The 18,371-nt window shown below is 73.4% G+C and carries 17 protein-coding genes; 8 read left to right on the forward strand and 9 right to left on the reverse strand.

What is annotated here, in order from left to right; translation table 11 throughout:
• Positions 1-216 precede the first annotated feature (216 nt).
• On the forward strand, positions 217-378 hold the full coding sequence (locus AC068A_RS05610; RefSeq protein WP_478581126.1) for a hypothetical protein: 162 nt from the start codon (positions 217-219) through the stop codon (positions 376-378).
• 39 nt (positions 379-417) lie between these two features.
• Here AC068A_RS05610 and AC068A_RS05615 read toward each other — a convergent pair whose 3' ends face one another.
• Positions 418-606, reverse strand: coding sequence for a DUF5703 family protein (locus tag AC068A_RS05615; protein WP_360622827.1), 189 nt, complete (start codon positions 604-606; stop codon positions 418-420).
• Positions 607-653: 47 nt separating this feature from the next.
• Here AC068A_RS05615 and AC068A_RS05620 point away from each other — a divergent pair, with 47 nt between their 5' ends.
• Positions 654-1,349 carry a hypothetical protein gene (locus tag AC068A_RS05620; protein ID WP_478581129.1) on the forward strand — a complete coding sequence of 232 codons (696 nt, stop codon included), beginning with the start codon at positions 654-656 and terminating at the stop codon, positions 1,347-1,349.
• Between the two features lie 75 nt (positions 1,350-1,424).
• On the opposite strand, the gene AC068A_RS05625 is transcribed toward AC068A_RS05620, so the two are convergent.
• Both AC068A_RS05625 and AC068A_RS05630 read right to left on the reverse strand, forming a co-directional pair.
• Positions 1,425-3,863: an ATP-dependent DNA helicase gene (locus AC068A_RS05625; RefSeq protein ID WP_478581132.1), complete on the reverse strand. Its 2,439-nt coding sequence runs from the start codon at positions 3,861-3,863 to the stop codon at positions 1,425-1,427.
• On the reverse strand, positions 3,860-4,855 hold the full coding sequence (locus AC068A_RS05630; protein ID WP_478581135.1) for an aldo/keto reductase: 996 nt from the start codon (positions 4,853-4,855) through the stop codon (positions 3,860-3,862). The genes AC068A_RS05625 and AC068A_RS05630 overlap by 4 nt, the downstream gene beginning before the upstream one ends.
• A 102-nt stretch (positions 4,856-4,957) precedes the next feature.
• Between AC068A_RS05630 and AC068A_RS05635 the strand changes: the two genes are divergently transcribed.
• Entirely contained in the window at positions 4,958-6,007 is a 1,050-nt protein-coding gene (locus AC068A_RS05635) for an LLM class F420-dependent oxidoreductase (protein WP_478581137.1), read from the forward strand.
• 232 nt (positions 6,008-6,239) lie between these two features.
• On the forward strand, positions 6,240-7,028 hold the full coding sequence (locus tag AC068A_RS05640) for a ferritin-like domain-containing protein (protein WP_478581139.1): 789 nt from the start codon (positions 6,240-6,242) through the stop codon (positions 7,026-7,028).
• A 13-nt stretch (positions 7,029-7,041) separates the two neighbouring features.
• Here AC068A_RS05640 and AC068A_RS05645 read toward each other — a convergent pair whose 3' ends face one another.
• The gene (locus AC068A_RS05645) at positions 7,042-8,034 is read right to left on the reverse strand and encodes a magnesium and cobalt transport protein CorA (protein ID WP_478581142.1); all 993 of its coding nucleotides are present in this window, start codon (positions 8,032-8,034) and stop codon (positions 7,042-7,044) included.
• A gap of 82 nt (positions 8,035-8,116) precedes the next feature.
• On the opposite strand from AC068A_RS05645, the gene AC068A_RS05650 reads away from it, so the two are divergent.
• From AC068A_RS05650 to mshC, 4 genes are all read left to right on the forward strand, one after another.
• Entirely contained in the window at positions 8,117-8,854 is a 738-nt protein-coding gene (locus tag AC068A_RS05650) for a histidine phosphatase family protein (RefSeq protein ID WP_478581143.1), read from the forward strand.
• A gap of 94 nt (positions 8,855-8,948) precedes the next feature.
• On the forward strand, positions 8,949-9,539 hold the full coding sequence (locus AC068A_RS05655; RefSeq protein ID WP_478581146.1) for a DUF3090 domain-containing protein: 591 nt from the start codon (positions 8,949-8,951) through the stop codon (positions 9,537-9,539).
• Positions 9,503-10,372, forward strand: coding sequence for an SCO1664 family protein (locus AC068A_RS05660; protein ID WP_478581148.1), 870 nt, complete (start codon positions 9,503-9,505; stop codon positions 10,370-10,372). The genes AC068A_RS05655 and AC068A_RS05660 overlap by 37 nt, the downstream gene beginning before the upstream one ends.
• 110 nt (positions 10,373-10,482) lie before the next feature.
• Complete coding sequence (gene mshC, locus AC068A_RS05665; RefSeq protein WP_478581150.1) at positions 10,483-11,712, forward strand: cysteine--1-D-myo-inosityl 2-amino-2-deoxy-alpha-D-glucopyranoside ligase; 1,230 nt, start codon at positions 10,483-10,485, stop codon at positions 11,710-11,712.
• Positions 11,713-11,931: 219 nt separating this feature from the next.
• Here mshC and AC068A_RS05670 read toward each other — a convergent pair whose 3' ends face one another.
• From AC068A_RS05670 to AC068A_RS05690, 5 genes are all read right to left on the reverse strand, one after another.
• Positions 11,932-12,945, reverse strand: a complete 1,014-nt coding sequence (locus tag AC068A_RS05670; RefSeq protein ID WP_478581152.1) for a PAC2 family protein — start codon at positions 12,943-12,945, stop codon at positions 11,932-11,934.
• Between the two features lie 126 nt (positions 12,946-13,071).
• Entirely contained in the window at positions 13,072-14,679 is a 1,608-nt protein-coding gene (locus AC068A_RS05675; RefSeq protein WP_478581155.1) for a glycerol-3-phosphate dehydrogenase/oxidase, read from the reverse strand.
• Positions 14,680-14,716: 37 nt separating this feature from the next.
• On the reverse strand, positions 14,717-16,243 hold the full coding sequence (glpK, locus tag AC068A_RS05680; RefSeq protein ID WP_478581157.1) for a glycerol kinase GlpK: 1,527 nt from the start codon (positions 16,241-16,243) through the stop codon (positions 14,717-14,719).
• Positions 16,244-16,323: 80 nt separating this feature from the next.
• Entirely contained in the window at positions 16,324-17,106 is a 783-nt protein-coding gene (locus AC068A_RS05685) for an MIP/aquaporin family protein (protein WP_478581158.1), read from the reverse strand.
• A 316-nt stretch (positions 17,107-17,422) separates the two neighbouring features.
• On the reverse strand, positions 17,423-18,190 hold the full coding sequence (locus AC068A_RS05690; protein ID WP_478581160.1) for an IclR family transcriptional regulator: 768 nt from the start codon (positions 18,188-18,190) through the stop codon (positions 17,423-17,425).
• Positions 18,191-18,371: the final 181 nt, after the last annotated feature.

Consider the following 18,371-nt stretch of genomic DNA (forward strand, 5'->3'; position numbering starts at 1 on the left):
CGTACGCCCGGTCAGCCTGGCACTCCGGGTACGCCCGGTCAGCCCGGCACGCCGGGTACGCCCGGTCAGCCGGGTACGCCGGGTCAGCCTGGCACTCCGGGTCAGCCCGGTCAGCCGGGTACCCCGGGTCAGCCCGGTACGCCCGGTCAGCCGGGTTCGCCGAGCACTCCCGGTCAGCCCGGGAATCCGGGTGGGCCCGGGACCGGGACCGGGACGGTGACTCCGGGGACGGGTGCCGGGATCGGGATCGCGCCCGCCCGGCAGGCGGGGCTCGCGGCGACCGGTGCCGGTGACGTCCTCGGCGTGGGCCTTCCGCTCGCCGCCGGGACGGTGCTCGCCGGTGCCGTGCTCTACCGGCGCGCCCGCAACACGGCCTGACGGCCCCTCACGGCGCGGGCCCCCTCCACGGGGCCCGCGTCACCACGTGGCGCGGACCTGACGGATGATCCGCCGTCGCAGCCGCACGCGCCGGCTGCCGTCCCGGTGCAGGGTCAGCCGGTCGAGCTCCCAATGCCCGTACTCGGCATGGTCGGTCAGCAGTCGGGTCGCCTCGCTGCGGGGAACCCCGCGGGGCACGTACACGTCGACAAATTCGTATTCCGGCATCGCATCTATTGTGCGGGCACAGCCCCGCTACGGATAGCGTCTGCACTATGTCTGATGCCGCTCTGCCCACTGTTGCCGAGGTACGCGCCGCCGCCGAGGCGGTCAAGGCCGCCATCGACCGTCACCTCGCCGCGGTCGAGAGCAGGATCGGGGACGAGGACCCGGCCGTCTACGCCGCATTCAACGAACTCGCCGCCGCCGCCGAGGAGTACGACGAACTGCTCTACGACCGGTACGACGAGGTCACGCCGTTCGAGATCCCCACGCCCGAGGACGGAGCCCCGTACCGCGGGCCGGCCGAGCCCGCCGCGTTCAGCGTGCTCATCCGCCGCGACTACACCGTCGCCAAGCCCGCGCGGCTGATCGCCCAGGCCGACCGGGTCGCGGCGCACGACAGGGAGGCCGAACTCGTCCACGACGGCGGCACCGCCGGTGCGCTCGGCGTCCTCTTCGGGGAGTACGAGCCCGACGAAATCGCCTCCCGCGCCAAGGACTTCGGTCTGGAGGAGGGTGACTCGACCCTCTGGATCGCCGCCTCGCCCGAGGCGGCGGAGCCGGGGGAGTGGCTGGGCTCGCCCTTCGGGAACACCGATCCGCAGGACGTACTGCACCGGTTCGACGTCAGCTCCGTCTTCGACGACGAGGACGAGGACGCGGACGAAGAAGAGGACGAAGAAGAGGGCGTGGACGAGGGGGAGGACGAGGACGACGAGGCGGCCGAGCCGGGCTTCGCCCCCGCCTGATCCGCCCCGAGGCGGTGAGCGGCGACGCGGCCCACGCCCTTCCCAGGCGTGGGCCGCGTCGTCCGCTCCGGCGGGTTACTCCGGCTGCTCCTCGGCCGCCGCCGCCAGCGACCGCAGCAGACCCGCCAGCCGGGTCGTACGCGGCTTCGGCAGCACGTCCGCGACGGCGTGCGGCAGCGCCTGGTCGACCCCGTGCACCACCGACAGGTGCCGCTCGGCCCGGCCGAACGCCGTGTACACCCAGTCCCGCGACAGCATCTGCGCGGCATCACCCGGCAGTACGGCGACCACCGCCGGCCAGCGCATGCCGACGGCCTGATGCGCCGTCACCGCCCAGCCGTGCCGCACCTGCGCCGCCACCCGCTCCTTCGGTACGACGATCCGACCGCCCGCGGTGTCCAGGTGCAGGCCCTCCGCGTCCGCCGAGACCACCCGGCCCGGGACGGCCCGCCCCGGCGAGGGCACATGGACGACCCGGTCGCCGGGGTCGAAGCCGTCGAACCGGCCCGGGCCGGGGTTCAGCCGCTCCTTCAGCGCCGCGTTCAGCGCCCGGGTGCCCGACGGCCCGCCGTGGCCCGGGGTGATCACCTGGACGCCGTCCGCCCCGATCCCGAAGGCCCGCGGCACCGACTCGGCCACCAGCTGGACGGTGCGGTGCACCGCCTCCCCCGCGTCGCGCACGGGGACGATGACGACCTCCTTGCCGGGCGCCTCGACCTGGTTCAACTCGCCGATCCCGATGCCCGAGACCAGCTCGCCGAGCGGGCCCGGATCGGGGATGCGGGAGACCACCTGCGGGCAGGCGCGGGCCGCGAGCACATCGGCGAACACCCGCCCCGGGCCCGCCGACCCGAGCACCGCCGGATCACCGGACAGCACCAGCCGGGCGCCGTCGGGCACCGACTCCACCAGCTCGGCGGCGCTCTCCACGTCCAGCTGCGGCGCGTCCAGCACCACGAGCAGGTCCAGCGCGAACTGCCCGTCCGCGTCCCGCTCCGGCCCCTCGGTCCCGGCCAGCAGCCCGGCCACGGTGACGGCGCCCGGCGCGGGGGCGTGCGCGGCCAGGCAGGCGCGCAGACCCAGCTTCCCGGCGGTCTCCAGCAGGGCCAGCGGCTCGGCGCGGGCCGCCTCGCCGCCGGTGTGGACGACCAGGCCGTGCGCGGCGACCGCCCGGATCAGCTCGGCGCCCCTGCCGGCGGCGGCCGCCTCCTCCCAGCCGGCGGCGTCCGCGGCCGCGGTGAAGGTGCCGGCCAGTCGGGCCAGGCCGTCGGCCAGGCTCTCCTCGGCCAGCGCGTACGCCTCCAGGCCCAGCAGTACCTGTACGGGCTGCTCCTCGCCCTCGGCGGCGGGCGCACCCAGCGGCTCGTGGAAGACCAGGACCAGGCCCTCGGCGACGGCCTGCTCCAGGGCCTCCGCCGGCTGCGGAACGCCGTACCGGGCCAGGGCGGACTCCAGGGTGGGCGCCTCCAGGGCGGTGTGGCCCTTGAGGGCGGCCTGCTCCAGTAGCCAGCCGACGAGGGCGGTGGCGCGCCGCTCGTCGCCCGGGCCCGCGGCGGGGCCCAGCAGGGCCCGGGCGAAGGAGTCCGCCTGGGTCGGGCGGATCCCGGCCACGGCCAGGAGCCGCCAGGGGTTCTCGGCGAGCTTGTCGGCGGCGGCCTCGCCGAGGGCGGAGGCGGCCGGGGCGGCCAGGGCATCGGGGGCGCCGCCGCGGGTCAGGACCGCCCGTACGGCCTCGACGGTCTCCGCGGACGGGGCGGCGGGGGACCGGTCGGCGGCGGCCGCCGCGGCCGGGCGGGGGTGGGCCGGGGCCGCGGCGGGCGAGGGGGCCGGGGCGGGCCTCCGCGGAGCGGCCGGGGCCTCGTCGAAGTAGCGGGGGGAGGGCTTCTCCCCACTCTCCACGGCCCGTACGGCGGCCAGCAGGTCGGCGGCCGTGCCGCTGAGCTTGCCGCCGGCTTCGACCGGGCCGTGGCGTTGCGCCTTGCGGTGGGCGATGCGCTCCCGCTCGATACGCTGCGCCGCCAGCTCGGCCTGGGCCTCGCTCAACTGCGGGGCCGCGGCGTCGCCCTCCGCCTCGGCGCCGTCGTCCCCGGCTCCGCCGTGGGCGCCGGCCTCCGGCTCGGCGCCGTCACCGGCTCCGCCGGATGCTGCGGGGGGCTCCGCGTCGGAGCCCGGGTCTCCACCCGGGGCCGGTTCGGGCTCGGCGGTGCCGTCCACGGCTGTGCCGGAAGCGGCGGGAGCCTCGCCCGCGTCGGCGGCGGTCTCCGGCTCGGTGGTGTCGCCTTCGGCGCCGCCGGATGCTGCGGGTGTCCCGGCCGGGCTGTCCGGGGACTCGGCCGCGGCCGAGTCGGCGGTGTCCGGGTGTGCTGTGTCGGGTGCCGGCGACTCGTCGGAGGGCGGGCCCGGGGTGCCGGCCGGGTGCGCGGCGGCGGGGGTCGGGGCGGCCTCCGGGGCGGTCTGGGCCTCGCCCTGCGGGCCGGGGGAGGCCGGCTCGGCGGCGTGGCGGTCCGTACTCACAGCGTGCTCCAGTCCTGGTCGGGATAGCGGTGCACCGGGGCCGACACGTCGTCCAGCGCCCGGCGGATCTCCTCCGGAAGACTAAGCGCCTCCACCGACAGCGCCTCCGCCAGCTGCGCGGCCGTCCGAGCGCCCACGATCGGCGCGGCCACCCCCGGCCGGTCCCGCACCCACGCCAGCGCCACCTGGAGCGGTGTCACGGCCAGGCCGTGGGCGGCCGTGGCGACCGCGTCCACGATCCGGCCCGCCGCCTCGTCCAGGTACGGCTCCACGAAGGCGCCCATGGTCGGCGACGCGCCCCGGGAGTCCGCCGGGATCCCGGCCCGGTACTTGCCCGTCAGCACCCCGCGGCCCAGCGGCGACGACGGCAGCAGGCCGACGCCCAGGTCCAGCGCCGCCGGCAGCACCTCCCGCTCCACGCCCCGCTGGAGCAGCGAGTACTCCATCTGGGCGCCGGCCAGCCGGGTCCGGCCCCCGCCCGGCGCCGCCAGCTGCCAGGTCGCCGCCTTCGCCAGCTGCCAGCCGCTGAACCCCGACACCCCCGCATAGCGGGCCCGCCCGCTGCTCACGGCCAGGTCCAGCGCCTGGAGGGTCTCCTCCAGCGGGGTCGCCGGGTCGAAGGCGTGGATCTGCCACAGGTCCACGTAATCGGTGCCCAGCCGGCCCAGCGAGTCGTCCAAGGCGGCCAGCAGGTGCCCGCGCGAGCCGTCGAAGCGCCGGTCCGGATCCGCGACGCCGCCCGCCTTGGTCGCGATGACCAGCTCCCGGCGCGGCACGAGCCCGCCGATGAGCTGCCCGAGCAGGTACTCCGCCTCGCCGCCGCCGTACACGTCCGCAGTATCGACGAGGGTGCCGCCGGCGTCCCAGAAGGTCTTCAACTGCTCGGCGGCGCCCGCCTCGTCCGGCCCGTCCGCCGACCGGCCCCAGGTCAGGGTGCCGAGGCCGATCCGGGACACGCGCAGGCCGGTGCGGCCGAGATGCCTCTGCTCCATGAGCGCTGAGACTACTGGGGCGCTGACGCGGCGAACCCGGGCGCGCTACAGTCCCTGCTCACAGCAACGTTACTGATCGGTAAACCGATAAGGGGACGACACATGCGGCTCGGCATCAATCTCGGCTACTGGGGCGCCGGCATGGACGCGGACAACCTCGCCGTGGCACAGGAGGCGGACCGCCTGGGCTACGACGTGTGCTGGGCCGCCGAGGCCTACGGCTCCGACGCGCCGACCGTGCTCTCCTGGGTCGCCGCCCAGACGGAGCGCATCGACGTCGGCTCCGCGATCATGCAGATCCCGGCCCGGCAGCCCGCGATGACCGCCATGACGGCCGCGACCCTGTACTCCCTCACCAAGGGCCGGTTCCGGCTCGGCCTCGGCGTCTCCGGCCCCCAGGTCTCCGAGGGCTGGTACGGCGTGAAGTTCGACAAGCCCCTCGCCCGGACCCGCGAGTACGTGGAGATCGTCCGCAAGGCGATGACCCGCGAGCGCCTCTCCTACGAGGGCGAGCACTGGACCCTGCCCCTGCCGGGCGGCCCGGGCAAGCCGATCAAGCTGACCGTGCACCCGGAGCGCGAGCGCATCCCGCTCTACATCGCCGCCATCGGCCCGAAGAACCTGGAGCAGACCGGCGAGATCGCCGACGGCGCCCTGCTGATCTTCCCCGCCGCCGAGCACCTGGAGGCCACCGCGCTCACCCACATCCGGGCGGGCCGCGAGAAGGCCGGGCTGACCATGGACGGCTTCGACGTCTGCCCGACCGTGCCGCTGGCCGTCGGCGAGGACGTGACCGCCCTCGCGGACACGTTCCGCCCGTACACCGCCCTCTACGTGGGCGGCATGGGCAGCCGCAAGCAGAACTTCTACAACCAGCTCGCCCAGCGCATGGGCTACGAGAAGGAAGCCGCCGAGATCCAGGACAAGTACCTGGCGGGCGACAAGGCGGGCGCCGCCGCGGCCGTCCCGCACTCCCTGATCGACTCCACCACCCTGCTCGGCTCCGTGGAGCGCATCGCGGACGGCATGCGGGCCTACGCCGAGGCCGGGGTCACCACCCTCACGCTCGCCCCGGCCGGGTTCACCCTGGACGAGCGGCTCACCGCCCTGCGCGCCGGCACGGAGGCCCTGGAGCGGGCCGGCCTCGCCTGATCCCGGACCGGACCGAACCGGACGGGGCCGGGCCCGGGGGACCCCCGGGCCGGTGTGAAGCCTGCGGCCGTGGTGGGGGCTCGGGGGTCTTCCCCGCCACGGCCGACACAGTCAACAACGCGCACGGCCTCCGCCGGGTTACGCCCCCGGTTCACCCGCGTCCGTCGTTCGTTCGGCCGAGTAGGGCGACCCATCGGTTGCCCGGCCGCCGGAACGGCCGTTGACTCGATGCATGCTCTCTGCCCGCAGCCTGTTCCAGGAGATCGTCGACAACGACGACTCCTTCCAGCTCTTCTGCTCCATCGCCGCCAGCGGCGAGACTCAGGGCGGCTGGGAGAACGCCCGGATCGCGGCCCTGGTGCCCGACAGCATGCGCGACCTCGCCCCCAAGATCACCCGGCACGGCGCCGACGAGGACAAGCACGGCCGCATCTTCCAGGCCCTGCTCCGCAAGCGCGGCCTGCCCGCCGTCCCCGTACCGCCCGAGACCGACTACACGATGCTGCTGGAGCGGTGCGGCATCGGCCTCGCGCACGCCAAGCTGCGCGCCGAGGAGCGGCTGACGGAGGAGGACATCGTGGTCTACCTCGCGCACAGCCGGGTCACCGAACAGCGCGCTGCCGACCAGATGGTCATGCTCGTCCGGCACTTCGGCAACCACCCCATGGTCGGCAAGGCCATCCGCGTGATCAGCCACGACGAGGACGGCCACCTGTCCTACTGCCACGAGGAGCTGCTGCGCCTCGCCCGCGCGGGACACGGCAGGACCATCCAGCGGGTACTGCGCGAGAGCGCCCTCGCCGAGATCGCCGTCTACCGGGACGTGAGCCTCGCCGTCATGGCCCACATGGGCCGGCTGCTGCACTGGCCCGCCCCCAAGTCGGCCGCGCTCGCCGCCGGGATCCGCGGGACGTACGCGTACGAGCGGTTCGCCGGCTGGCACCGCATGATCAGCCTGCGCCTGCCGGAGCGGCGCAACGCCCTCGGCGGCGCGCCCGCCACCGCACCCGGGCTCGCGTAGCGCGGCCCCGCGGCTACAGCCAGCCGCGGGCCTTGAACAGCCGGTGCAGCCCCAGGCAGGCCGCCGCCATCACCGCGAGCACCGCCGGATAGCCCCACGGGTGCCGCAGCTCCGGCATCCGGTCGAAGTTCATCCCGTAGATCCCCGCGACCATGGTGGGGACGGCCGCCATCGCCGCCCACGCGGAGATCCTGCGCATGTCGTCGTTCTGCCGGACGCCCACCTGCGCCAGGTGCGCGGCCAGCGCGTCCGACAGCAGCCGGTCCAGCCCCTCCACGTACTCGTTCGCCTTCGCCAGGTGGTCGGCGACGTCCCGGAAGAACGGCTGCGCGGGCCCGGGCACGAACGGCACGCTCCCGAACGCGAGCCGGTCCATCGGCTGGAGCAGCGGGCTCGCCGCCCGCCGGAACTCCAGCACCTGCCGCTTGAAGCCGTAGATCCGGGCCGCCGTGTTCCGCGTGTCCGGGCCGGCCGGTGCGAACACCTCGGCCTCCAGCTCCTCCAAGTCCGCCTGGAGCTCGGCGGCCACCTCCATGTAGTGGTCCACCACCGCGTCCGAGACCGCGTACAGCACCGCCGTCGGGCCGTGCCGCAGGACGTCGGGCTCCTGCTCCAGCCGGCGCCGTACGGCGGCCAGCGCCGCCCCCTCGCCGTGCCGGACGGTGACCACGAAGGAGTCGCCGATGAAGACCATCAGCTCGCCGGCGGTCACCGTGTCCGCGTCGTCGTCGTACAGCACCGGCTTGAGGACGACGAACAGCGAGTCGTCGTACACCTCCAGCTTCGGCCTCTGGTGCGCGGTCAGCGCGTCCTCCACGGCCAGCCGGTGCAGCCCGAACTCGCGGCTGACGTGCTCGAATTCCTCCTCCGTCGGCTCGTGCATGCCGATCCAGAGGAAGGCGTCGCCCGCCGCCCGGGCCATGTCGAGGGCGTCCGAGAAGTCCTCGGGGGCAGCGGAGCGGCGGCCGTTCCGGTACATCGCGCAGTCGACAATCACGCCGGGCATTGTGCCCCGCACGCGCCGGACGCGCACCCCGGGCGCCGCCGCCCCGCCCTGTTCCCGCACGCCAGGGCCTACCCTTGGCGCCATGGCCACGCTGATCCTCGTACGACACGGGCGGTCCACCGCCAACACCGCAGGGCTGCTCGCCGGATGGACGCCCGGCGTGGCCCTCGACGAGCGCGGTGCCGAGCAGGCCGCGGCGCTTCCCGCGCGGCTCGCCGCAGTGCCCCTCGCCGCAGCCGTCACGAGCCCGCTCCAGCGCTGCCGCGAGACCCTCGCACCGCTGCTCGCCGCCCGCCCGGAGCTGCCGCTGCACACCGACGAGCGGATCGGCGAATGCCACTACGGGGACTGGTCGAACCGCAAACTCTCCGAACTCGCCGAAGAACCCCTGATGAAGATCGTCCAACAGCATCCCTCGGCCGCGGCCTTCCCCGGCGGGGAGTCGCTGCGCGCGATGCAGGCGCGCGCCGTGGACACCGTACGGGAGTGGAACGCCCGCATCGAGGAGGAGCACGGCAGCGACGCCGTCTTCCTGATGTGCTCGCACGGCGACATCATCAAGGCCCTGGTGGCGGACGCCCTCGGCATGCACCTGGACCTCTTCCAGCGCCTCCACGTCGACCCCTGCTCGGTCACCGCCGTCCGCTACACGCCCACCCGGCCGTTCGTGCTCCGGCTCGGCGACACCGGCGACTTCGGCTCGCTCGCCCCGCGCCCCGCCCGCGTACCGGACGCGGCCGCGGCCGACACGGAGACCTTCGAGGCGGCCACCGAGGACGGCGGGAACGCGGTCGTGGGCGGCGGCGCGGGAGCGGCGTGATCGAACGGCGCAGTAGGGTGGATGGGCCAACACATGGGCGCAGCCCCGCCCCTGCCCAGCGCCCGCCCCTGCCGCCGAGACTTGGAGACTGGACGTGCCCCGTCAGGTGTTCCTCTACGACCCGCCGGACCGCTTCGTGGCCGGCACGGTCGGTCTGCCGGGACGCCGTACGTTCTTCCTGCAGGCCTCCGCCGGCCACCGCATCACCAGCGTCTCCCTGGAGAAGACCCAGGTCGCGGCGCTCGCCGAGCGGATGGACGAACTGCTGGACGAGGTCGTACGGCGCACCGGCGGCAACGCGCCGGTACCGGCCGTGGCCCCCGCCGAGGCCGCGGACACCGCCCCCCTGGACGTCCCCGTCGAGGAGGAGTTCCGCGTCGGGACCATGGCCCTCGCCTGGGACGGCGAGCACCAGCGGATGATCGTCGAGGCCCAGGCGCTGGTGGAACTCGAGGCCGACTCCGAGGAGGACCTCGCCGAGGCGGAGGAGCGGCTCCTCCAGGACGAGGAGAACGGCCCGCCGATGCTGCGGGTCCGCCTCACCGGCGCCCAGGCCCGGGCCTTCGCCAAGCGGGCCCTGGACGTGGTCAACGCCGGCCGGCCGCCGTGCCCGCTGTGCAGCCTGCCGCTGGACCCCGAGGGGCACGTGTGCCCGCGCCAGAACGGCTACCGGCGCCAGGTGTGAACACTGTGGGGGAGCGGGAGGAACTGCTCGCCAAGGGCGAGCTGACGGTCGTCGGCCGGATCTCCGGGGCGTCCAACGCCGTACTGCTGTGCACGGCGGGGTACGGGGGCGTGAGCGTCGACTGCGTGTACAAGCCGGTCAAGGGCGAGCGCCCGCTGTGGGACTTCCCCGACGGCAGCCTCGCCCGCCGGGAGGTCGCCGCCTACCTGGTCTCCGAGGCCACGGGATGGGGGCTGGTGCCGCCGACGGTGCTGCGCGACGGGCCGTACGGGGAGGGCATGGTCCAGCAGTGGATCGAGCCCGACGAGCCCGACGGGCCCGGAGGCCGCGTCGACGGGTCCTCCGGGGCCGACGGGCTGCTGGCCCTCGTCGAGGGCGAGGAGGCGGGGGAGGGCTGGAAGCCGGTCGCCTTCGCCGACATCGGGGAGGGCCGCACCGCGCTCCTCGTCCACGCCGACGACCCGCGGCTGCGCCGCCTCGCCGTCCTCGACGCCGTGATCAACAACGCCGACCGCAAGGGCGGCCACCTGCTGGCCGCACCCGGCGGCCGCCTCTACGGCATCGACCACGGCGTGACCTTCCACGTCGAGGACAAGCTGCGCACCCTGCTGTGGGGCTGGGCCGGCGAACCGCTGACGGACGAGGCGCGCCGGATGCTGACCGGCCTGGAGCGGCAGCTCGCGGCCGGGGCCCCGCTCGCCACCCGGCTGGCCGAACTGATCACCCCTGCCGAGCTGGCCGCCGTACGGGCCCGTGTGGCCCGTCTGCGGCACACGGGAGTGCACCCCGAGCCCTCCGGGCAGTGGCCGGCCATCCCCTGGCCCCCCGTTTGAACAGGCCGGACCCGGCAGGCACAGAACCGGCGTGACCGCAAGAGTGCCTATCCGGCCAACAGTGCTGGTCCGGTTCGTTTGCGGAACAGGCGTCCGGTTAGGCTCGACACATGCATGCCTGGCCCGCTTCTGAGGTCCCCGCCCTTCCCGGCAAGGGCCGCGACCTCCAGATCCACGACACCGCGACCCGGGGGAAGATCACCCTCGACCCCGGGCCCGTCGCCCGTATCTACGTCTGCGGCATCACGCCGTACGACGCGACCCACATCGGTCACGCGGCGACCTACAACGCGTTCGACCTCGTGCAGCGCGTGTGGCTCGACACCAAGCGGCAGGTTCACTACGTGCAGAACGTCACGGACGTCGACGACCCCCTCCTGGAGCGGGCCCTGCGCGACGGACACGACTGGACCGAGCTCGCGGAGCGCGAGACGGCGCTGTTCCGCGAGGACATGACCGCCCTGCGGATCCTGCCCCCGCAGCACTACATCGGCGCCGTCGAGGCCATACCGGGAATCGTGCCGCTGGTGGAGCGGCTGCGGGACGCGGGTGCGGCGTACGAGCTGGACGGCGACATCTACTTCTCCGTGGAGTCCGACACGCACTTCGGCGGCGTGTCCAACCTCGACGCGGAGGCCATGCGCCTGCTGTCCGCGGAGCGCGGCGGCGACCCGGACCGCCCGGGCAAGAAGAACCCGCTCGACCCGATGCTGTGGATGGCCGCCCGCGACGGCGAGCCCAGCTGGGACGGCGCCTCCCTCGGCCGGGGCCGCCCCGGCTGGCACATCGAGTGCGTGGCCATCGCCCTGGATCACCTGGGCATGGGCTTCGACATCCAGGGCGGCGGATCCGACCTGGCGTTCCCGCACCACGAGATGGGCGCCTCGCACGCGCAGGTCCTGACGGGCGAGTTCCCGATGGCCAAGGCGTACGTGCACGCGGGCATGGTCGCGCTGCACGGCGAGAAGATGTCGAAGTCCAAGGGCAACCTGGTCTTCGTCTCCGCCCTGCGGAGGGCCGGCGTCGACCCGGCGGCGATCCGCCTCGCCCTGCTCGCGCACCACTACCGCGCGGACTGGGAGTGGACGGACGACGTCCTCGCCGAGGCGGAGGCCCGCCTGGCGCGCTGGCGCGCGGCCGTGTCCCGCCCGGACGGGCTTCCGGCCGACGCCCTGGTCGAGGAGGTCCGCGCGGCCCTCGCCGACGACCTGGACGCCCCGGCGGCCCTCGCGGCCGTGGACCGCTGGGCGGACGCCCAGAACGCCGCCGACGGCACCGACACCGCGGCCCCGGGCCTGGTCACCCGCACGGTGGACGCCCTCCTGGGCGTAGCCCTGTAACCCCGCCGCCACGGGCGGGGCAGATCCAGCCTGCGCGGCGTTTGAGCGCACGGGCGCGGAGCGCCCGTCGGGGTCCGGGGCGGAGCCCCGGTTTCGGGAAGGGGCGGGTAGGGGAGCGGCTCCGCGCAGCGGCGCACCACCCCGCCCCGCTTCCGAGGCCGGGCCCGGGAGGTCCGGGCCCGCCCGGATCCCGGCGCCCGGCGCCAGCGCCCCGCGGGGCTACGGCTGCGGCGGCTCCGCCGGGCCGGCGGTGTCGTCCCCCGGGTCCTGCGCGGGCCCCGACCCCGGCTCCGGCTCCGGATCCACGGCCCGCCGCGGCGGTCGCGTCCGCCCGGACGAGGTGTCCCGCAGGTACGAACCGTCACCCCCGCCGGCAGGCCCCGGTTCGGTCCCCGGATCCCGCCGCCGCAGGTACCGCTCGAACTCCCGGGCGATGGCGTCCCCGGACGCCTCCGGCAGGTCCGCGGTGTCCCGCGCCTCCTCCAGCGTCTGGACGTACTCCGCGACCTCGCTGTCCTCCGCGGCGAGTTGGTCGACCCCCAGCTGCCAGGCCCGCGCGTCCTCCGGGAGCTCACCGAGCGGGATCCGGAGGTCGAGCAGGTCTTCCAGCCGGTTCAGCAGGGCGAGCGTCGCCTTCGGGTTCGGCGGCTGGGAGACGTAGTGGGGGACGGCCGCCCACAGGGACACGGCGGGGACCCCGGCGTGGGTGCAGGCTTCCTGGAGGATGCCGACGATGCCGGTCGGGCCCTCGTACTTGGTCTCCTCCAGGTGCATCGTCCGCGCCAGGTCGGGATCCGAGGTGACCCCGCTGACCGGCACCGGCCGGGTGTGCGGGGTGTCGCCGAGCAGTGCGCCGAGGACGACCACCATCTCGACGCCCAATTCGTGGGCGAAGCCGAGGAGTTCGTTGCAGAACGACCGCCACCGCATCGACGGCTCGATGCCCCGTACGAGCACGAGGTCGCGCGGGTTCGCGCCGCCGATCCGCACCACGGACAGCCGCGTCGTCGGCCAGGTGATCTTCCGTACCCCGTTGTCCAGCCACACCGTCGGCCGGTTGACCTGGAAGTCGTAGTAGTCCTCGGCGTCGAGCGCCGCGAAGACCTCTCCCTTCCACTCCCGGTCCAGGTGCGCGACCGCACCGGAGGCCGCGTCACCCGCGTCGTTCCAGCCTTCGAACGCGGCCACCATGACCGGGTCGATCAGCTCGGGCACGCCCTCAAGCTCGATCACCCAGGTCTCCTTCCCAAGTTGCTTGTGTACGTGGGCCAGCCTAAGCCTTGTGGGGACGGCGGCCACAGCCCACGACAGAGGGGCGGTTCCCCTCGGAACCGCCCCTCTTCCCCACCTTGCCGGAGGCTATGCCTTGCGGCCCAGCATCTCCTCGACGCGGCCGCGGACCGCGTCGTCGTCCAGACCGCGGATGGTCACCGTCGTACGGCGGCGGAGCACGTCGTCGACGGTCTCGGCCCACTCGAAGTCGCGGGCGTAGGCGACCTGCGCCCAGATTTCCGGGCCGTCCGGGTGGATCCGCTCGGCCAGCGCCGGGTCCTCGTTCGCCATGCGGGCGATGTCGAAGGCCAGCGAACCGTAGTGGGACGCCAGGTGGCGGGCGGTCAGCGGGTCCATGCGGGCGCCGGGCTCGCGGTCCACGAGGAGGCGGTGCGCGACCGCGTTCGGGTTGGCGACACCGGGCAGCGGGACCCGGCGGACCAGCGACTTCACCGGCTCCATGTCGTCGATCAGCGGGCGGCCCGGGAGCTTCGCCAGCTTGTCCATGACCACCCGGCCGATGTGGCGGTACGTGGTCCACTTGCCGCCGGCCACGGACAGCATGCCGCCGGCACCCTCGGTGACGACCGTCTCGCGCTTGGCCTTCTCGACGCCGCCGGGGCCGCCCGGCAGCACGCGCAGGCCGGCGAAGGCGTAGGTCATCAGGGAGCGGTCGAGGTCGGCGTCCTTCACGGAGAAGGCGGCCTCGTCCAGGATCTGCTGGATGTCCTTCTCGGTGGCGCGCACGTCCGCCGGGTCGCCCTCGTACACCTCGTCGGTGGTGCCCAGCAGCAGCTGGTCCTCCCACGGCAGGGCGAAGGTGATGCGGTACTTGTCGATCGGGGTGGCCATGGCGGCCTTCCACGGCGACTTGCGCTTCATGACGATGTGGGCGCCCTTGGAGAGGCGGATCGACGGCAGCGCGTGCTTGTCCTCCATGCGCCGCAGGTGGTCCACCCACGGGCCGGTGGCGTTGAGCACGACGCGGGCGTCGACGCCGAACTCGGTGCCGTCGAGGCGGTCCTTGAGCTCGGCGCCGGAGACCCGGCCGCGCGTCATGCGCAGGCCGGTGACCTCGGCGTGGTTGAGGACGACCGCACCGGACTCGACGGCCGCGCGGACCGTCATGACGGCGACGCGGGAGTCGTTCATCTGGTGGTCGTAGTAGACGGCGACGGCCTTGAGGTTGTCCGTCTTCAGGCCGGGGTTGTCGGCGACGGCACGGGCCGGGGATATGACCTTGCCCATGCCGTCGCCGAAGGCCGAGAGGGCGGAGTAGGCGAAGACGCCCGCGCCCAGCTTGGCCGCACCCACCGGACCGCCCTTGTAGACCGGCAGGTAGAAGGTGAGCGGGTTGACCAGGTGCGGGGCCACGTCCTTGGCCAGCACCCGCCGCTCGTGGTGGTTTTCGGCCACCAGCTTGACCGCGCCGGTCTGCAGGTAGCGCAGGCCGCCGTGGACGAGCTTGGAGGAGGCGGAGGAGGTGGCGCCGGCGAAGTCGCCGGCGTCCACCATGGCCACCCGCAGACCCGACTGCGCGGCGTGCCAGGCCACCGAGGTGCCCAGGATTCCACCGCCGATGACCAGCAGGTCGTACGTGGCCTTGGCCAGCTGCTCACGGGTCTCGGCGCGGCTCGCGTTCGAGCCGGCGGTCGGGTGCGTTCCCAGGGCGGGGACGCTCTGCAGGGTGCTCATGTTCTTCAGCTCCTCATCGGTTCGTCGGCTGGTGCGGTCAGCCGGCGTTTTCCTCGTCGATCCAGCCCATGGACCGCTCGACGGCCTTGAGCCAGTTCTTGTACTCGCGGTCCCGCTGCTCGGCGGGCATCCGCGGGGTCCACTCGGCCGCGCGGCGCCAGTTGGCGCGCAGGGCGTCGGTGTCCGGCCAGAAGCCGACGGCCAGGCCGGCGGCGTAGGCGGCGCCGAGGCAGGTGGTCTCGGCGACCATCGGACGGACCACGGGGGCGTCCAGGAAGTCCGAGAGCGTCTGCATCAGCAGGTTGTTGGAGGTCATGCCGCCGTCGACCTTGAGGGCCGTCAGCTCGACGCCGGAGTCCTTGGTCATGGCATCGGTGATCTCGCGGGTCTGCCAGGCGGTGGCCTCCAGGACGGCACGGGCGATGTGCGCCTTCGTCACGTACCGGGTGAGGCCGGCGATCACACCGCGGGCGTCGGAGCGCCAGTACGGGGCGAACAGGCCGGAGAAGGCGGGCACGAAGTAGGCGCCGCCGTTGTCCTCGACGGAGGAGGCCAGGGTCTCGATCTCGGCCGCGGACTTGATCAGGCCCATCTGGTCGCGCATCCACTGGACGAGCGAGCCGGTGACGGCGATGGAGCCCTCCAGGGCGTAGACCGGCTTCTGGTCGCCGATCTGGTAGCCGACCGTGGTCAGCAGGCCGCTGTAGGAGTTGATGACCTTGTCGCCGGTGTTCATCAGCATGAACGTTCCGGTGCCGTAGGTGGACTTGGCCTCGCCCTCGGCGAAGCAGGTCTGGCCGAACAGGGCGGCCTGCTGGTCGCCGAGCGCCGAGGCGACCGGGACGCCGGCGAGGACGCCGTCCTTGACGTGGCCGTAGACCTCGGCGGAGGACTTGATCTCGGGCAGGACCTTCAGCGGGACGTCCATGGACTCCGCGATGCGCTCGTCCCAGGCGAGCGTGTGCAGGTTCATGAGCATGGTGCGGGAGGCGTTGGTGACGTCGGTGACGTGCACGCCGCCCTGGGCGCCGCCGGTCAGGTTCCAGATGACCCAGGAGTCCATGGTGCCGAAGAGGATGTCGCCGGCCTCGGCGCGCTCGCGCAGGCCCTCGACGTTGTCGAGCAGCCAGCGGACCTTCGGGCCCGCGAAGTACGAGGCGAGCGGCAGGCCCGTCTCGCGGCGGAAGCGGTCCTGGCCGACGTTGCGGCCGAGCTCCTTGCACAGGGCGTCGGTGCGGGTGTCCTGCCAGACCAGCGCGTTGTGCACCGGCTCGCCGGTGTTCTTGTCCCACAGGACGGTGGTCTCGCGCTGGTTGGTGATGCCGATCGCCTTGACGTCGGCGGCCGTGATCTCGGCCTTGGCGATGGCGCCGGCGACGACCTCCTGGACGTTGGCCCAGATTTCCCTGGCGTCGTGCTCGACCCAGCCCGGCTTCGGGAAGATCTGCTCGTGCTCCTTCTGGTCGACGGCGACGATGCGGCCGTCGCGGTCGAAGACGATGCAGCGGGAGGAGGTGGTGCCCTGGTCGATGGCGGCGATGAACGGGCCGGTGCTGCTGGTCATGGTGGCTGCTCCTGGCAGGTCTGTGAAGAGTGCGGAATCAGGTGGGCGGTGCGGATCTTACGAGCGCGGGGCCGTGCTGATCAGGCGAACGCGATGTTGTACAGACCGCCGGCGATGACGGCGCCGACGAGCGGGCCGACCACCGGGATCCAGGAGTAACCCCAGTCGGAGCCGCCCTTGTTGGGCAGCGGCAGCAGGGCGTGGACGATGCGCGGACCGAGGTCGCGGACCGGGTTGATGGCGTAGCCGGTCGGGCCGCCGAGGGAGAGGCCGATGCCGACGACGACGAAGGAGGTGATCAGGACGCCGATGACGCCGAGGCCCTTGCCGTCGTCCTGAAGGCCCTGGGTCAGGATCGCCAGGACGAGGACGGCCGTGCCGATGATCTCGGTGGCCAGGTTCTGGACCGCGTTGCGGATCTCGGGGCCGGTGGAGAAGATCCCGAGCACCGGGCCGGCCACGTCGTGCGGGTGGGGGTCCTCCGGGCCGAGCTTGGCGTCACGGATGTGCTCCGGGTCCGCGAGGTGGGCGCGGAACTGGCCGTAGTAGGTGACCCACATCAGGACGGCGCCGAGCATGGCGCCGAGGAGCTGGCCGGCGAAGTAGACGGGAGTGTCGCTCCAGTCGCCGTTCTTGACTGCGAGGCCGACGGTGACCGCCGGATTGAGGTGTGCACCGGAGAGCGGGGCGGAGACGTAGGCGGCGATCAGTACGGCGAAACCCCAGCCGAACGTGATCGAGAGCCAGCCTGCGTTGCGGGCCTTGGAGCTCTTGAGGGTCACGGCGGCGCAGACACCACCGCCGAGCAGGGTGAGCAGGGCGGTACCGATGGTCTCGCCGAGGAAGATGTCGGAGCTGGACACCCGCGACTCCTTTGTCTTACGTCCAGGGGTGCGCGGACGCGAGGTCCCGGCCCGCGTTCGCGCACTCGGTGAGTGGTTCACCGGTCCTTGGCCTTGTCACACCCTAGCGCGTATTGCCGGTAGGTGTTCGACAATGCCGACCGATGAACGGCAGTTTTTCGCCCAGGTGAAGAACGCGTCAAGGGTTGGCCAGGCCAATGTGTCGGATCGTTACCACGCAGTACGATCGAACAAATCAAGCCATCCGATGGCCGGAATATGGCAACAAGGCAGCAGAAAACGGCCACGGAGTGGCCGGGAACATGCAGGTCGAGAGCTAGAACCGGCCCGCGCCGAGGTCGCGGGAAACGGCCCGCGCGCAGTCGCGCACCGACGCCACCAGGTTCGCGCGCGGCTCCCCGGACTCCCCGCAGACGCGCTCCACCGCACCGGCCACCGCCACCGCGCCCACCGGCATCCGGCGGCGGTCGTGGATGGGCGCGGCCACCGAGGCGATGCCCTCCCAGGTCTCCTCGACGTCCGCGGCCCAGCCGCGCGCCCGGGTCAGGTCCAGCACCTCCTCGAAGCCCGCGCCGTCCGTGACCGTGCGCGGCGTGAACGCCTCGCGCTCGGCCTCCAGGGCCTCCGTGTGGGCGACCGGGTCGTACGCCGACAGGACCTTGCCCAGCGCCGTGGAGTGCAGCGGCTGCATGGCCCCCACCTCCAGCACCTGGCGGCTGTCGTCGGGGCGGAAGACGTGGTGCATGATCAGCACCCCGCTCTTGTGCAGCACGCCCACGTACACGCTCTCGCCGCTCGCGCGGGCCAGGTCGTCCGTCCACACGAGCGCCCGGGCGCGCAGCTCGTGCACGTCCAGATAGCTGTTCCCCAGGCGCAGCAGCTCCGCGCCCAGCTGGTAGCGGCCGGAGGCCTGGTCCTGCTCGACGAAGCCCTCGGCCTGGAGCGTGCGCAGGATCCCGTGCGCCGTGCCCTTGGCCAGCCCCAGGGCACTCGCGATGTCCGAGAGGCCGAGGCGGCGCTCACCGCCGGCAAGGAGCCGCAGCATCGCAGCGGCTCGTTCGAGCGACTGGATGTTCCGTGCCATGGTGCGCAGCCTCCTGCTGAGGTAGTTCGACAATGCTGAACACTATCGGCCCATGTCGACCTTGCGCATGGTTGGCCCTGCGTTCAAGCCGAAGCCGCCCGGGCCACACCCGGCCGACCCCCGGGCACAGGATGCAGTCCGCCACGTGGGACGCCCTCACCGGGGTTGCGAAGGCGCGGTT

The organism is Streptomyces sp. NPDC043854, assembly GCF_056436005.1.

Coding starts and splice junctions, on each gene's coding strand:
- AC068A_RS05675 (WP_478581155.1), bottom strand. CDS start 14,679: ATGAGCACCCTGCAGAGCGTCCCCGCCCTGGGAACGCACCCGACCGCC.
- AC068A_RS05630 (WP_478581135.1), bottom strand. CDS start 4,855: ATGGAGCAGAGGCATCTCGGCCGCACCGGCCTGCGCGTGTCCCGGATC.
- AC068A_RS05640 (WP_478581139.1), top strand. CDS start 6,240: ATGCTCTCTGCCCGCAGCCTGTTCCAGGAGATCGTCGACAACGACGAC.
- AC068A_RS05620 (WP_478581129.1), top strand. CDS start 654: ATGTCTGATGCCGCTCTGCCCACTGTTGCCGAGGTACGCGCCGCCGCC.
- AC068A_RS05615 (WP_360622827.1), bottom strand. CDS start 606: ATGCCGGAATACGAATTTGTCGACGTGTACGTGCCCCGCGGGGTTCCC.
- AC068A_RS05650 (WP_478581143.1), top strand. CDS start 8,117: ATGGCCACGCTGATCCTCGTACGACACGGGCGGTCCACCGCCAACACC.
- AC068A_RS05690 (WP_478581160.1), bottom strand. CDS start 18,190: ATGGCACGGAACATCCAGTCGCTCGAACGAGCCGCTGCGATGCTGCGG.
- AC068A_RS05635 (WP_478581137.1), top strand. CDS start 4,958: ATGCGGCTCGGCATCAATCTCGGCTACTGGGGCGCCGGCATGGACGCG.
- glpK (WP_478581157.1), bottom strand. CDS start 16,243: ATGACCAGCAGCACCGGCCCGTTCATCGCCGCCATCGACCAGGGCACC.
- mshC (WP_478581150.1), top strand. CDS start 10,483: ATGCATGCCTGGCCCGCTTCTGAGGTCCCCGCCCTTCCCGGCAAGGGC.
- AC068A_RS05645 (WP_478581142.1), bottom strand. CDS start 8,034: ATGCCCGGCGTGATTGTCGACTGCGCGATGTACCGGAACGGCCGCCGC.